Annotated in this window: 12 protein-coding genes and 1 pseudogene; 3 read left to right on the top strand and 10 right to left on the bottom strand. The window is 57.4% G+C overall.

The annotated features are described in order from the left end of the window. The first annotated feature begins 36 nt into the window (after positions 1-36). Positions 37-603: a DUF1415 domain-containing protein gene (locus QIT27_RS01980; RefSeq protein ID WP_285262727.1), complete on the top strand. Its 567-nt coding sequence runs from the start codon at positions 37-39 to the stop codon at positions 601-603. Here QIT27_RS01980 and QIT27_RS01975 read toward each other — a convergent pair. The 5 genes and pseudogenes from QIT27_RS01975 to QIT27_RS01955 all read right to left on the bottom strand — a co-directional run bounded on the left by QIT27_RS01975 (position 581) and on the right by QIT27_RS01955 (position 6,766). Then, complete coding sequence (locus tag QIT27_RS01975; RefSeq protein ID WP_285262726.1) at positions 581-2,236, bottom strand: sensor domain-containing diguanylate cyclase; 1,656 nt, start codon at positions 2,234-2,236, stop codon at positions 581-583. The two genes, QIT27_RS01980 and QIT27_RS01975, sit on opposite strands and share 23 nt — an antisense overlap. Positions 2,237-2,359: 123 nt before the next feature. Then, complete coding sequence (locus tag QIT27_RS01970) at positions 2,360-3,511, bottom strand: methyl-accepting chemotaxis protein (RefSeq protein WP_285262835.1); 1,152 nt, start codon at positions 3,509-3,511, stop codon at positions 2,360-2,362. Positions 3,512-3,544: 33 nt separating this feature from the next. Continuing rightward, positions 3,545-4,027 (bottom strand): annotated as a pseudogene (locus QIT27_RS01965) (Tar ligand binding domain-containing protein); the annotation flags it as partial. 216 nt (positions 4,028-4,243) lie between these two features. Beyond that, on the bottom strand, positions 4,244-5,920 hold the full coding sequence (locus QIT27_RS01960; protein ID WP_285262725.1) for a methyl-accepting chemotaxis protein: 1,677 nt from the start codon (positions 5,918-5,920) through the stop codon (positions 4,244-4,246). 342 nt (positions 5,921-6,262) lie between these two features. After that, on the bottom strand, positions 6,263-6,766 hold the full coding sequence (locus QIT27_RS01955) for a GNAT family N-acetyltransferase (protein WP_285262724.1): 504 nt from the start codon (positions 6,764-6,766) through the stop codon (positions 6,263-6,265). A gap of 109 nt (positions 6,767-6,875) precedes the next feature. Between QIT27_RS01955 and QIT27_RS01950 the strand changes: the two genes are divergently transcribed. Next, positions 6,876-7,508 (top strand): LysE family translocator, encoded by a 633-nt coding sequence (locus QIT27_RS01950; RefSeq protein WP_285262723.1) that lies wholly within the window; start codon positions 6,876-6,878, stop codon positions 7,506-7,508. 10 nt (positions 7,509-7,518) lie between these two features. On the opposite strand, the gene QIT27_RS01945 is transcribed toward QIT27_RS01950, so the two are convergent. The 4 genes from QIT27_RS01945 to QIT27_RS01930 form a co-directional block, all read right to left on the bottom strand. Then, positions 7,519-8,511: an LLM class flavin-dependent oxidoreductase gene (locus QIT27_RS01945; protein WP_285262722.1), complete on the bottom strand. Its 993-nt coding sequence runs from the start codon at positions 8,509-8,511 to the stop codon at positions 7,519-7,521. Between the two features lie 99 nt (positions 8,512-8,610). Beyond that, a complete protein-coding gene (locus tag QIT27_RS01940) occupies positions 8,611-9,309 on the bottom strand; it encodes an SDR family oxidoreductase (RefSeq protein ID WP_285262721.1) in 699 nt (232 codons plus the stop codon). 74 nt (positions 9,310-9,383) lie between these two features. Beyond that, positions 9,384-10,649: a nitrate regulatory protein gene (locus QIT27_RS01935; RefSeq protein WP_285262720.1), complete on the bottom strand. Its 1,266-nt coding sequence runs from the start codon at positions 10,647-10,649 to the stop codon at positions 9,384-9,386. 78 nt (positions 10,650-10,727) lie between these two features. Then, positions 10,728-12,080, bottom strand: coding sequence for an MFS transporter (locus tag QIT27_RS01930; RefSeq protein ID WP_285262719.1), 1,353 nt, complete (start codon positions 12,078-12,080; stop codon positions 10,728-10,730). A 19-nt stretch (positions 12,081-12,099) separates the two neighbouring features. Between QIT27_RS01930 and QIT27_RS01925 the strand changes: the two genes are divergently transcribed. Then, positions 12,100-12,387, top strand: a complete 288-nt coding sequence (locus tag QIT27_RS01925) for a hypothetical protein (RefSeq protein ID WP_159341366.1) — start codon at positions 12,100-12,102, stop codon at positions 12,385-12,387. Positions 12,388-12,416: 29 nt separating this feature from the next. On the opposite strand, the gene QIT27_RS01920 is transcribed toward QIT27_RS01925, so the two are convergent. After that, complete coding sequence (locus tag QIT27_RS01920) at positions 12,417-13,436, bottom strand: patatin-like phospholipase family protein (RefSeq protein ID WP_159341367.1); 1,020 nt, start codon at positions 13,434-13,436, stop codon at positions 12,417-12,419. Positions 13,437-13,446: the final 10 nt, after the last annotated feature.

The following is a 13,446-nucleotide window of genomic DNA, read 5'->3' as shown; positions in this document are numbered from 1 at the left end:
ATGAACGCAGGAAAGAAGGCCACCGTGGGAGTGGGTATGACGCAAGAAGCCGATCAGCAAGTCGTGGAACAGACACTCGCGTGGGTGCGCCAATTTATCGTAGGGCACGACATTTGCCCTTTCGCCAAGCGGGAGTTGGAGAACGACACGATCCGCGTGGAAGTCGTGCGTTCCAAAAAGTTACAGGTGGCGCTCGAAGAGCTGGCGGCGGAGCTTGCGTGGCTCGATGAGCATCCTGACACCGAAACCACACTGATCGTCTTCCCGACGCTGTTCAAGAGCTTCGATCATTACCTGGATTACATCGACATGGCTGACAACCTGTTAGTTGAGCTGGGTTACGAAGGGGTATATCAGCTAGCCACGTTTCATCCCGACTACTGTTTCGACGATGCTGACCCCGATGATGCTGCCAACTACTCGAACCGTTCACCCCATGCCATGGTGCACGTGCTGCGTGAGGCCAGTGTCGAGAAAGCCATCGCGTTTTATGGGGACACGGCCGCCATTCCCGAGCGGAATATCGCTTACCTGAGCGCTCTCGGCAGCGTCGCCGCCGAAGCGCAGCGGCAGGCATGTTTCAATGCGCTTCCTCATAAATGACCAGTCGGTGTTTTCCTTTGTTTTTGGCTTGATAGAGCGCGATATCGGCCAGTTGGATGACCTGCTCGATATCGTGGCCATGTTGAGGCCACCATGCGGCGCCCAAGCTGCAGCCGACTTGCGCTCGGTGTCCGCCGGGCAGCAGAACGGGCGTTGCGATACGTTGTAGCAGCCGCTGACCCACGTCCGTTGCAAGATAGGCGCTGTGCTCGGCGGTGCTTTTGAGAATCATCACGAACTCATCGCCTCCTAAACGGGCTACCACATCGCCGCTGCGTAGCGTTGACTTGAGGCGCTGAGTGATTTCGATCAGCAACAAATCCCCCGCGTGATGACCAAGTTCATCATTGACCCGTTTGAAGCCATCCAAGTCGAATAGCAAGACGATTACACTCTGCTGCTGGCGATGTGCGTCAGGCAGCGTGTGCTGTAGGTACTGGGTTAGAAAGGCGCGGTTAGGCAACCCGGTCAACGGATCGGTGTTGGCCAAATCTTCCAAACGGCTAATGGTCTGACGCTGGTCGATCAAGCGCTCCACCATGTCGCGCATGGAGGTCGATAGCCGCTTCAACTCGGGAGAGCCGGTTTCCAGGGTGATGACGCCGCGGTGGGTGGCTGCTTGAATGTTGTCGGCCGCCCGGGCAAGGCGCGTCAGCGGTGCGACCAAACGGGACGCGACGAGCCAGCCAATGATGGAAAACATCAGCGCCACCAGCAGCCCCGTTCCTAATATGAGCTCGTAAAGCTGCTCGACGGGCGCAAAAGCGTTGGTCACGGGCTGTCGGCTCACGGCGACCCAGCCCAAACCTGGAAAGTCTCCAAATCCTTGGCTTCGGGCTACGCCCGTGACATAGCGCTGTCCGTCTGGCCAGGTTTCGATGGACCACGCAGGCATGGGGCTATCAGAAGCGTTCTCCAGGAACGCCAGCGATTCACCGATGAGCTCCTCCGGCCCGAGAATGACCCTGCCTTGAGAAGAGAGCAGGAGTAGTTCCGTTTGCTGTGCGCGAAGCTGTGGGGAAAACATGGAGTTCTTCACCTGCGTTGCCCACTCCCAGCTCAGGTGTACGCCCAACACGCCGGTAAAGGTGCCGCGTTGGTCGTAAAGGGGCGCGGCGATATCGACGAATTGAACGGGCTCGCCAGTGGGGTTGGGAAGTAGCTGGGCCAGCATGACGGCATCATGCACGTCGCCCACCCACAGTGCTTGCCGTCCCTCGATAAACACGGGCCGCTGAGCAATCGACGTCCCTTCGAGAACTCCTCCGGTAGAGGCGACGACCAGGCCAGTGGCATCCGTCACGCCAATCCAGGAAAGCACGTCATAGTTGCGCTGCAGGTGTTCGAGCTGGGCGCGTACCGAGAAGAGATCGGTGCGGTCGGCAAACTCTTGAATACCCAGCAGCAGGCGCACTTCTTTGATCCGCGCATCCATGCTGCGGTTGAGCTTATCCACCATTTGGTAAGCGGTATCGGCACTGCTATAGCCAATATTCGCCTCGAGCTGAATGGCCGCTTCCCGGGAAGCGACCCAACTCAGCAGTAGCGTAATGGCGACCACTAACGAGGTGATGAGGCCAATGATGCGTGTGCGTAGAGAAACACGCCTCAGGAGGGACGAGTGGTTAGGCATGGGTGGGCCAAGCACGTTGTGGTAATGAGAAGACCCTAGCGTAATTTTTGTTATGGCACGAATCGGCGGGGTCAACGGAGGCCGCGTGGGCATGGGGATCACCCACGCGGTCATAAGGCTTAGTTAAAACTCTTCCCACTCGGGCTCAGCAGTGGGGCGCTGCGTCATGCTCTTGCTTGGCGAGGGAGCGTGTAAACGCTGGGCAGGCGCAGAAGCGGGTTGAGCAAGCGCCGCGTGGCGGCTGGTGCCGTTGAGCCGGAACGCGGCGACTAGGTCTGCCAGTCGGGACGCTTCGTCTTGCAGCGAAGCCGATGCGGTGCTGGTCTCCTCTACCAAAGAGACGTTCTCCTGGGTGGCGGAATCCATCTCGGCAATCGCGGTGCTGATTTGGCTAATGCCGGACTCCTGCTCCTTCGCTGCCAGCGCCAGTTCTTGCATCATATCGTTGACGCGTACGATGGCTTGGTTGATGTCATCCATGCTTTCGCCATTTTTCAGCGCCTGATCGGCCCCTTGCGCGATACGGCTGGCGATATCCTCGATCATCGTACGAATCTCTTTCGAGGAGTTGGAGGTTTTCGTTGCCAGCGAGCGCACCTCACTCGCTACGACGGCGAAACCACGGCCGTGTTCCCCCGCGCGTGCAGCTTCCACCGAGGCGTTCAACGCCAAAATATTGGTCTGGAAGGCGATGGAGTCGATGACCTGAATGATCTCGTTGACTTTCTGCGAGCTGGCCTCCAGTTCGCGCATCAGCACGCTGGTTTGCTCCGACTCCTGCTTGCCGTGAGCCGCTTTTCTGGAAGCATCCTGTGTCAGGCGCTCGGCCTGAGCAGCAGTGTCGGCGTTTTGACGAACGATGGAGGAAATCTCATCCATGCTGGCAGCGGTTTGTTGCAGTGCGGCTGCCTGCTGTTCGGTACGTGAAGCGAGATCCTGGCTGCCGCCGGCAATTTGGCGAGAACTCGCCGCAACAGCGGTGCTGCTTTGCGAAAGCGTGCCTACCATGGTTTGCAGCTTACCCTGCATGTCGTGCATGGCGCTGTAGAGCCGACCAATTTCGTTTTTTCCACGAGATTCGATCTGGCTGGTCAAATCGCCTTTGGCAATATGCTCACACAGCTCCACCGCGCGCTGTAGCGGACGGACGATGAGCCTTTTGATACCAATCTGTACGATAATGAAAAGCAATAAGGCAAGTAGAATTAGTACACCGCTGATGATCATCGTAACGGTGTGTAGGCGTTCTGCAGAGCTAATCTCTTCTGATGACAAGCTTTGTGCTCGCTGATTAAAGCTGCGCACAGACTCAGAGAAGGGCTCAAAATTGTCATTGATGCGCTCACGATGGCCCATCAAAGCGGCTAAGTTTCCTGACGCTAGGTCGGTGCGTAGATCGCTCGTTACAAGTTGGTTAAATCTGGTTTGCAAAGCTTGAATGATGGGGGCTCTGAGAGCGTTGCTGGGTACTTCTACCTCTGAAAACTGCTCGAAACGTGATTCTGCTCGTTCCAAAGCCGCTCTTGCTAACTCAAGAGTTTCTTGTGCCCTGACGGTATCTCCATCTTCACTGTACTCATTGAAGCGGCCCAAACGCACCCTTAACTCCATTAGATTAATTTCTGCGCGATTGATAGCAGCGACTTGCTGAGCAGCGATCTCATCGACGCGGCGTAAACTATCCATCACATCAAGCTTGGTTAATATACCTGTCGCTGCTATAGCCAGTAGGGCAAGCAGCATTAGCCCTTGCACTGCTGCTAGCAAGTGTTTGACAGATAGGTTTCTCATATTGGTTACTCTCATAGGCACGATAAGGTGAGGAGCTTTTGGTACGAGGTAGGGGAGCCTCGCTTGTACATTATCGACACAACGAGAGTGATATTGAGAGGTGTGGATCGCTTTTTTCACACTTATTTGCAAAGGTGTGGTTTTAAGCAAGTGACATCTGTGCTTGCCATACAAAAGGGCCAGCAAGCTGGCCCTTTTTGCCATCGACGCAATGGGTTAAAACGCTTCCCACTCTGGCGTGGCGGCGACCCGGGAAGGGGCGGCCGCCGCCAGCGGCGAGGCGTAAGACGTTTTGAACGTTTGCTGCACGGCAAGCGGGATTTGGCTGTCGCGCAGGGTGTGCGCAAGACGCTTCAATTTGAACTCGTTCACGAGTTCGGCCAGGCGGCCGGCTTCGTCCTGCAACGAGGCAGACGCCGTACTGGTTTCTTCGACGAGCGAGACGTTCTCTTGTGTCGCCGCGTCCATTTGAGACACCGCCGTACTGACCTGGCTGATACCGGAATCCTGCTCCTTCGCGGCCAGCGCTAGCTCCTGCATCATTTCCGTCACTTGTACGATCGATGCGTTGATGTCCGCCATGCTTTGGCCATTACGCGTGGTTTGTTCGGCCCCTTGCGCAATACGCTGTGAAATGTCCTCGATCAACTCACGAATCTCTTTGGAAGACGTAGACGTTTTGGTGGCTAGCGAGCGCACTTCACTGGCGACCACGGCAAAGCCGCGTCCGTGCTCGCCCGCCCGAGCGGCTTCCACCGAGGCGTTCAGCGCGAGAATGTTGGTCTGGAAAGCAATCGAGTCGATGACTTGAATGATGTCGTGCACTTTGTGGGAGGTTTCTTCGAGTTCACGCATTAGCTGGCTGGTGTGCTCGGAAGCCTGCTTACCGCTAGTGGCTTTCTTGGCGGCCGCTTTCGTGAGCCGTTCGGCCTGCTCGGCGGTATCCGAGTTCTGACGGACGATCGAAGAGATTTCATCCATGCTGGCTGCGGTTTGCTGCAGTGCGGCGGCTTGCTGTTCCGTTCGCGATGCTAAGTCCTGGCTGCCACCAGCGATCTGCTTGGAGCTACTGGCCACGGCTTCACTGCTTTGATTGAGCGTGCTGATCATCTCTTCGAGTCGATCCTGCATATCATCCATTGCTGCGTAAAGGCGGCCTATCTCATTACTGCCACGATCTTCAATCGTGCTGGTGAGATCGCCTTTAGCGATGTTTTCGCAAATGTTGACGGCGCGCTGTAAAGGGGTGAGCAGATATTTATTAATCGTTGCTTGCATCGTGATATAGAGCACGAGGGCTAGCACGACCAAAAAGCCGACCGTTATACCTAGAACTTGGCTATCGCGCAGGGTCTCTGCCGTTCGGGTATCGCCATAGTCCAGCGCAAAGCGGTTAAAGTCGCCCACCGCCTGACCAAAGGCTAAAAAAGCGGGATTGATGGTTTCTTTATAGTCGATCAATCCTTCGATATCCGCACTGGCAAGCATCGACCTAAGTTCGCTTGTCGCTGCAGCGTTATAGGTGTCATTGATCGTGGAGAGGTAGGAGAAGCGCTCGTCGTCAGGGCCAGTGGGAACGCTATTCATCGCTTCGATTCTAGCGTCCGATACGGCGAGGCTCTCTTTTGCAGAGGTCAGTGCATCGTCGACGTTGGCCATCAACCCATTTTGGTAATGCTGAGACAGACGCTCTAAGCGAACCCGCATTTCCATGAGGTTGGTCTCTGCCCTAGCCGCCGAACTCGATTGCAGTGCGCTGATATTATTGACGTCTTCTAGATAGGTAGCCGCCTTGCGTTCGCCCAAATAGCCAAGGAGCCCTACGCCCATCAGCATGATTAAAAGCACGACGAGTGCGCCCGCTATCAGGGTTTTTACTGATATTTTTTGCATGTCCGTTCCCTTTATGATCCCAACACCTGACGTAGTGTTAACGTGGGATTTAAAAGATAGCAGTGAAATCTTATGGGCACGCAGAGGTTGTTTTTATTTAGATATCTTGTTTTAAACGATTGTTTTCATTAGTTTATCGAAAATCAAACGACCATTGTTTCATTAAGTGAATTAAGACGACATAACGTATCGCCACACGCCCCTCAGCGGCAGCCATGTGATGTTTATGTATCGTCACGATAGCGTGCGAAAGTCAGGGTTAATCACTAGAGACAATGTTATTTTTTGCAGCGTTGAATGGCAGCATAAGCGGGGCCATGCTGCCGTGGGCAGGAAGAACGCTTAATGGGCGGTCAGCGCTTTGTACATGACATGGGTATCCACAAATCCCAAGGAGGCGTGCCGATAGGCGTTAGGTACCGTGCCGACGATCTCGAAGCCCAGGCGTTGCCATAACGCGACGGCCACCTGATTGCTGGCGACGACGGCGTTGAACTGCATGGCCTTAAAACCCAGCGTCAACGCTTCCCGCTGAGAGTGTTCGCACATGGCCCTGGCGACGCCTTTGCCCCGCGCGTTGGGGGTGACCATGTAGCCACAGTTGCACACATGGCGGCCGGGGCCTGCGGCGTTGGCTTTCAAGTAGTAGCTGCCCAGTAGCTCGTCATGCTCATCTTTGACGGCCATGCTTAGGAGCGGCGTTTGGCACCAAAACGCGAAAGCCTCCTCTTGACGAATCTCTGGATCTATCGCGTAGGTTTCCTGGGCGGCTACAATGGCCTGAAACGTAGGCCAGAAGAGCGCGAACTCGTTGGCTGTCATCGGGGAAAATTGAAGGTTGGACATGAGGTTTCTTCCGTTGATGTCGTCATGAGCGACGTTAGCACAATCGAGGAGAGATCTGTGCCGCTGGTACGTTGATCAGTGAACCACTGGACCGCGAGAGGACACGGCCATGACCGTTGAGAGCGCACTGACCTACTTTTTGGCGATCTTTGTCTTCGCGGTGACGCCCGGGCCGGGTATTTTTGCTCTGCTGGCCAAAGGAATGTCAGCGGGCGCGCGGCCCTGTTTACCGCTGGCCCTAGGCATGACGGTCAGCGATGTGATCTACCTACTGCTCGCGTTCTACGGGCTGGCTGCCTTGGCGGAGAACTGGGGAGGCGCCTTCACGCTGCTACGCTACGCCGGTGCCGCCTACCTCTTTTACCTAGGGTGGAAAATGTGGACGGCCGAAGTCACGGCGCAGACGTTGGAGGCCTTCCCAGCCAGTAGCGGTGCTTGGCGTCGGGATAGCGCGAAGAGCTTTCTTCAGGGCTTTATCATTTCAGCGTCCAACCCCAAAGTCATCCTGTTCTACATCGCTTTCTTACCGACCTTCATCGACCTGACCGTGCTCGAGCGTAGCGATATGATCCTCGTGGTCGGTTTGACGTTGCTCGGGCTAATGATGGGGTTGATGTTGGTCGCGTCGTTTGCCTCGTCTGCGCGGCGCTTCTTCCAGTCCGAGCGCGCCCAGAAAGGCACCAATCGTACAGCCGGTTCATTGATGATGGCTGCGGGTGCCTTTCTGGTCGCCAAAGGGTGAGACACGCGGCTTAACGGGCCACCTGAGCCACGATTTCATAGCTACGCAGGCGGTCCGCGTGACTGTAGAAATCGCTATTGATCATCAGCTCGTTCGCCCCCGTACGTTCTTGAAACGCCTCTAGCTGTGCTTTGACCGTTTCAGGGCCACCGATGATGGCCGCGCCCAAAAACTGTTCTACCTGAGCGCGCTCCATGGGCGACCAATCCAGTGCGTCTACGGGGGGCAGTGACTGAGTTGGTTTACCGCGGATCAAATTCAAGAATTTTTGCTGCGCGGTGGTGGCCAGGTAGTGCGCCATTTCGTCGCTTTCAGCCGCCATGACCGGCAAGCCGACCATGGCATAAGGCGCGTCTAAATGCTCGGACGGGCGAAAGTTATCCCGATAGAGGCGCAGAGCCTCGAACAGATAGCCGGGGGCGAACTGGGCGGCAAACGCGAAGGGAAGGCCCAGTTTGGCGGCGAGCTGGGCGCTGTAGCCGCTAGAACCCAGCAGCCAAATGGGCACGTGCGTGCCCTGGCCGGGCACCGCTTTGACGGTTTGCTGTGGGTCTTCTTCGCCAAGGTAGCGGCGCAGCTCTTCTAAACGCTCGGGAAAATCGTCGACGCCTGCATGGGCATGGCGGCGCATCGCTCGCATGGTGGCACCGTCAGAACCAGGGGCGCGCCCTAAGCCCAGGTCGATGCGCCCTGGGTACAGTGTCTCCAGCGTGCCAAACTGCTCTGCAATCACCAGCGGTGGGTGGTTCGGTAGCATAATGCCCCCGCTGCCCACGCGGATGGACGATGTTTGGCCCGCCACATGACCTATCAAGACCGAAGTGGCGGCGCTGGCAATACCGGCAATGTTGTGGTGCTCGGCTAGCCAGTAGCGCTGATAGCCCAACGATTCCGCATGCTGGGCCAGGGATACGCTGTCACCGAACGTTTCTCCCGCGCTGCCGCCTTGACGAATGGGCGCAAGGTCTAGAACGGAGAGGGCGGTGCTCGCAAGTTGGCTCATAAATCACCTGATAAACGTGCATGGTGCGTGCAGTGATTCGTTAGCACGCTTCATAATGCTGCGTTTATGTGGGCAGTTCCGAGCAATTGCAAGCCGTCGTCACGTGAACGTCACGCTTTGGGGGGGCGTGGGGCGTACCAAGATCTCGTTGACATCCACATGCGGCGGCTGTGAGAGCGCGTAAATCACCGCATTGGCGATATCACGATCTTGCAGAGCGTACTCGGGTGGTTCATCAAAGAAGGGCGTGTCGACCATGCCGGGTTCGATCAGCGTCACCCGCATGCCGGTGCCGCGCAGCTCTTCGCGTAGGTTGTAGCCAATGCCCGTGACCGCCCATTTGGTGGCGCTGTACATGGAGCCAGGGATGGTCGTGCGGCCTGCTGCCGAGCCGGTCAGTAGCACGTGCCCTTGGCGGCGTTTCAACTCCGGCAGGCAGGCTTGCAAGGTCAGGCCAACCCCGTAGATGTTGGTCAAAATCATCTCTCGCCAAGCGTCGTGGTCGGCGCTGCTAAAGCCGCCTGGCGAGCCGCCGCGGCCCGCATTGGCAAAGACAGCGTCGATTCGGCCAAAGGTTTCGATGGCGTGTTCCACCATGGCCTGCTGCTGCTTCAGGTCGGTGACATCGACCTCGCACGTCAGCACGTTCTCTGGGCCTAGCTCCTGGGCAAGGGAGGTTAGCTTGTCGGCAGAGCGCGCGGCCAGCACCAGTTGATACCCTTCACGGGCCGCTGCGCGAGCGGTGGCAGCGCCAATACCGCTGGAAGCGCCGGTAATTAACAGTACGCGATCATGCATCCTAGGCTCTCCTTGCAAATAGGGGAAGTTTCAGCATGGCTAAAACCCAACGAGGTTGCAAACGCGCTTCCGCGTTAGGGTTTTTCTTGCCGACGTTGCAGCATGGCAGAGAGATCCAGGATCGAACGTGCCATATCGGCCATGCTTTTGCTTTGATCCATCGAGGTTTTACGCAGAAAGCGGTATGCCTCCTCCTCGCTCATGGATTGGTGGGCCATGATGAGTCCTTTGGCCCGTTCGATCAGCTTGCGTTCGCGCAGCGCTTTGCGGGTATTTTCCAGCTCGTCGCTGAGCCCCTGCAATCGGCTCGATTGGGCGTGCGTCAACTCCAGCAGCGAGCGGCTCAAGGGCGAATTGAGAGCGCTGGCGGTCAAATCCCCCAGCGGCTGAGACGGGGTGAGGGCAAGAAGCTGTTCACACGGGGCCGGAAGCGGCGTGTCGGGGGTGGCCTTAGCCTGGTCCAGAGCGGCCTGGGCGTGAGCTATTTTATGGTGGCAAAGAGCCGTGAGCTGGGTGTTCAGCGTGTCTTCTACCGTCTTGATGGTATCGATTCTTAGGGTGGTCAGCTCGTACCAGGTTTCCCCTAGCGTATTGCCCGAGGCCGTTTGATGGTGCGAACGCTGGCAAGCGATGTCGCGTAATTGGCAAATACCGGCCAGTGTTCGGGGTGAGAGCGACTGCTGCCAAGCGCTCAGTGCTTCTGGAGTAGCAAATTCGGCAAACGTATCGAAGCAGCGCTGCTGCGCCTCGACGAGCTGGTTGAGCAGCGTGCGGTGGGCGTTATCGAAGTGGCCCAAGGTGAACCCAAAAGCGCCGCAAGCGCGCTCTTGTCCCGCAAGCTCCTTCCCCTGCATCAAGTGGAAAATCGCCACCAGGGCGCGGGTGATGTCGGGGTCGACTGCGGTATCGGCGGCTTCGAAGACGATGGCCAATAAACCGCTGATGAGGTGATTGAAGGCCTGCGTGGCCGCATCGGGTGAGATATGAAAGGTATCGATGGCTTGGCGCAGCGCGTCGAGTTCATCCAATGCCAGCCAAACGGCGGCAATGCGTCGAAGCAAGCGTGCGGTGGCTTGTGGCCGCGCTTCTTGGCTTAGCGTTTCCAAGCGCAGGCGCATCGAGGCCTCGGCCGCTTGGCTATGTTGCACGTAACTCGTTCGGCGGGTTTTGAAACGTTTGCCCTTGGACGCCAAATAAATCGTCGAGGCACCGCGTTCGCGCTGCAGGACATGAATGAACTGACTGATATCGCTCACGATATCGGCGGTCGTGGCGAGATGGTGGAGGTTATCGATGTCGCAGCGCAGGGCGGTGAAGAGGAGCTGTTGGGCAGAAGACATGTTGATTTCCTTAATACTCGCCGCCAAAAGGTAAACGCCCCCACAGCGATGCGCATGCAGGGGCGGTGTTAATTAATATTAGCGTAATGAGAGCGCGCCTGCTCCCGCATCGTCGCCCGCCGCGTCACGGTACGCGCTGGCCTCTTCGGCTTCGGTGGCGTCGCTAAAGCGGACCACCAGCACGCAGGAGGCCAGCACCAGCACGGTCAATCCCAAATAGAAAAGGCCCTGCTGGTAGCTCAAACTTTCGCTGCGAAACAGGAACGCTGCTGATACGGCCCCTACGTTGCCACCCGCCCCGACGATACCGGCCACGGCGCCTAAGGCTTTTTTATTGATGAAAGGTACGACGCCAAAGGTAGCGCCTTCGGCCATTTGGACGAACAGGCTAAACACCAGCATGATGCCGATGGCGAGGCTGAGGACGTGCATCTGTGAGAACGCGACCAACGCGATGCCTTCGCACACCAGGGCAATGAAGAGCCAGCGCACGCGTCCCTTGAGTCCGCCCTGCTTGGCGAACAGGTCAGAAAACACGCCGCCCAACGTGCGCGCGAAGATATTCATCAGGCCGAAGAGCCCGGCGATCAGCCCTGCAGTGGCGAGCGTCAGGTCGAATTTGTCGAAGAAGTAAATGGCGGCAATGTTGTTGATCGTCAGCTCGACGCCAAAGCAGAGCCCGTACACCACGAACAGGGCCCACACGCGGATATCCTTCGCCGCTGCCAGGAAGCTTTGGGCGGCACCGTGCTCACCGGTGGCGTAAGGTAATTCACCGCGCACGCGCAGCTCGCTGAAGTTGCCGTTGGGGGCGTCTTGTGTGAACAGCCAGTAGGCAATGCCGGTGAAGAACAGCACGACGCCGGGCACCACCATGGCCAGACGCCAGCCGAGCGCTTCGTTGACCCCTAGCATCAGCATGCCGGCAAAGATCAGTGGCATGACGATTTGGGTGGTTCCGCCGCCAAGATTCCCCCAGCCAGCGCTGGTGGCATTGGCCGTGCCCACCACGTTAGGGGCAAACATGAGGGTGGTGTGGTACTGGGTAATGACGAACGATGCGCCGATGGCGCCAATGGCCAAGCGCGCCAGTAAGAACGTTTCGAAACTATCGGCGAGGCCAATCCCCATGACAGGAATGGACCCCAGTACCAGCAGTCCGGTGTAGGTTTTGCGTGGTCCTACTTGGTCGCAAAGCACGCCAATCAACAAGCGAACGATCACGGTGATCGCCACCGATGCAATGATGGTATTGCCGATTTGGGTTTGCGTCAGGGCGAGGTCTTCGCGCACCACGGCCATGAGCGGCGCGATACCGAACCAGCCGAAGAAGCAGATGTGGAATGCAAACCAGGAGAGGTGAAACGCCCGCATTTGCGGCGTCGAGAAGTTGAGTAGCCGAATACGGTTGGCTTTGTTGCGTGTGTCCATGGGAGTGGCCTCACAGCGTATGAACGAGTTTGCCGAGACGCAACGCGCAGGCGTTACGTGGTTACGGGAACATGCCTTCACCGTTGAAGGTCAGGTTCGACGCACTCGTACCCTGTTGGGCCTGGTCCACGCCTATCACCATGATGGGAAAATAAGCAAATACTCCGCCATCGCTGTTTTATATGAATCAAAACAGATGGTTAAATTTTTTGCTACAAAGGGAACACCTTCGATGAGTGGCAAAGGTGGCGAAGCGCAGGGCGCTCGACGCTTGGTTAGCGCACTCTGCTTGGGCAGCGTGCGCTAAGTTGGGGCAGGGGCTGGGCGTGGCAGCGCTTATTCGTGTAGGTAAACCGCATCGATATCGAGTGTCGACACATGCCCCAGAGCATCGAAATGTGTGGCAAGCCACTTCTCCGCCGCTTCTCTGCCTTGCTCGAACAGGTGGCAGAGAAAGGGCCACTCGGAATTGAGCTTACTGGAAACCGACAGGTCATCCAGGGCTTTATCACCACTTATGCGGTGGAACAGTGCTTGCTGATAGCAGTTTTCGATGCCTTGCTCGTCGAGTGCATGCTTGAGCAGCGCGATCATACGCACCTCCTTGATCAGCGCGGCGTTGAAGGTGATCTCGTTGAGTCGATTCATGATCGCCGAGGCCGAGGTGGGCAGCTCTTCGCGACGAATGGGGTTGATCTGCACCAGCAGAATGTCCCGCGCGCTGCACTCCTCCATGAGCGGGAAGAGCGCCGGATTGCCCATGTAGCCGCCATCCCAATACGCTTCGCCATCGATCTCTACCGCTTGAAACATGAACGGCAGGCAAGCAGATGCCATGACGGCGTCGACACTCATCTCTTCGCGGCGAAAGACGCGCTGTTTTCCGGTACGCACGTTGGTCGCGGCCACGAAGAGCTTGAGCTGGTCGCACTGACGCACGCGTTCGAAATCGATGTGGGCCGCCACGATATCGCGCAGCGGATTCAAATTGAGCGGGTTGAGCTGGTAGGGCGACACCAGGCGCGTCATCAAGTCCATGGCGATATAGCCCGGCGAGTGGTCGAGGCTCCAATTGCCGGTGAGGACATCCAGCGGGGAGCGGCGAATGGGGCTGGTCATTCCCGCTCGGCTCACCGCCTGCCAAAAGGCTCGCAGTGCCTGTCGCGCCGCCTGTTTTCCGCCCCGAGTAAGGGCATCGGCCATCACGACGCCGTTCATCGCGCCAGCGCTAGTGCCGCTGATGCCCTCGATCTCGATGCGGTCATCTTCCAGAAGGCGATCGATCACCCCCCAGGTGTATGCGCCATGGGCACCGCCACCCTGTAGCGCAAGGTCGAGCTTCTTTACCGATGCCATCGTCGTCCTT

It is taken from the genome of Halomonas sp. LC1 (genome assembly GCF_030247125.1).
GTDB lineage: Bacteria > Pseudomonadota > Gammaproteobacteria > Pseudomonadales > Halomonadaceae > Vreelandella.
Note: the sequence above shows the minus strand (reverse complement) of the source record. Positions and strands in the feature narration are given on the sequence as shown.

Excerpts from the sequence above, each read along its gene's own strand:
- QIT27_RS01980 (WP_285262727.1), top strand. The coding sequence starts at position 37 with ATGACGCAAGAAGCCGATCAGCAAGTCGTGGAACAGACACTCGCGTGG.
- QIT27_RS01940 (WP_285262721.1), bottom strand. The coding sequence starts at position 9,309 with ATGCATGATCGCGTACTGTTAATTACCGGCGCTTCCAGCGGTATTGGC.
- QIT27_RS01945 (WP_285262722.1), bottom strand. The coding sequence starts at position 8,511 with ATGAGCCAACTTGCGAGCACCGCCCTCTCCGTTCTAGACCTTGCGCCC.
- QIT27_RS01920 (WP_159341367.1), bottom strand. The coding sequence starts at position 13,436 with ATGGCATCGGTAAAGAAGCTCGACCTTGCGCTACAGGGTGGCGGTGCC.
- QIT27_RS01950 (WP_285262723.1), top strand. The coding sequence starts at position 6,876 with ATGACCGTTGAGAGCGCACTGACCTACTTTTTGGCGATCTTTGTCTTC.
- QIT27_RS01925 (WP_159341366.1), top strand. The coding sequence starts at position 12,100 with ATGAACGAGTTTGCCGAGACGCAACGCGCAGGCGTTACGTGGTTACGG.
- QIT27_RS01935 (WP_285262720.1), bottom strand. The coding sequence starts at position 10,649 with ATGTCTTCTGCCCAACAGCTCCTCTTCACCGCCCTGCGCTGCGACATC.
- QIT27_RS01960 (WP_285262725.1), bottom strand. The coding sequence starts at position 5,920 with ATGCAAAAAATATCAGTAAAAACCCTGATAGCGGGCGCACTCGTCGTG.
- QIT27_RS01930 (WP_285262719.1), bottom strand. The coding sequence starts at position 12,080 with ATGGACACACGCAACAAAGCCAACCGTATTCGGCTACTCAACTTCTCG.
- QIT27_RS01975 (WP_285262726.1), bottom strand. The coding sequence starts at position 2,236 with ATGCCTAACCACTCGTCCCTCCTGAGGCGTGTTTCTCTACGCACACGC.
- QIT27_RS01955 (WP_285262724.1), bottom strand. The coding sequence starts at position 6,766 with ATGTCCAACCTTCAATTTTCCCCGATGACAGCCAACGAGTTCGCGCTC.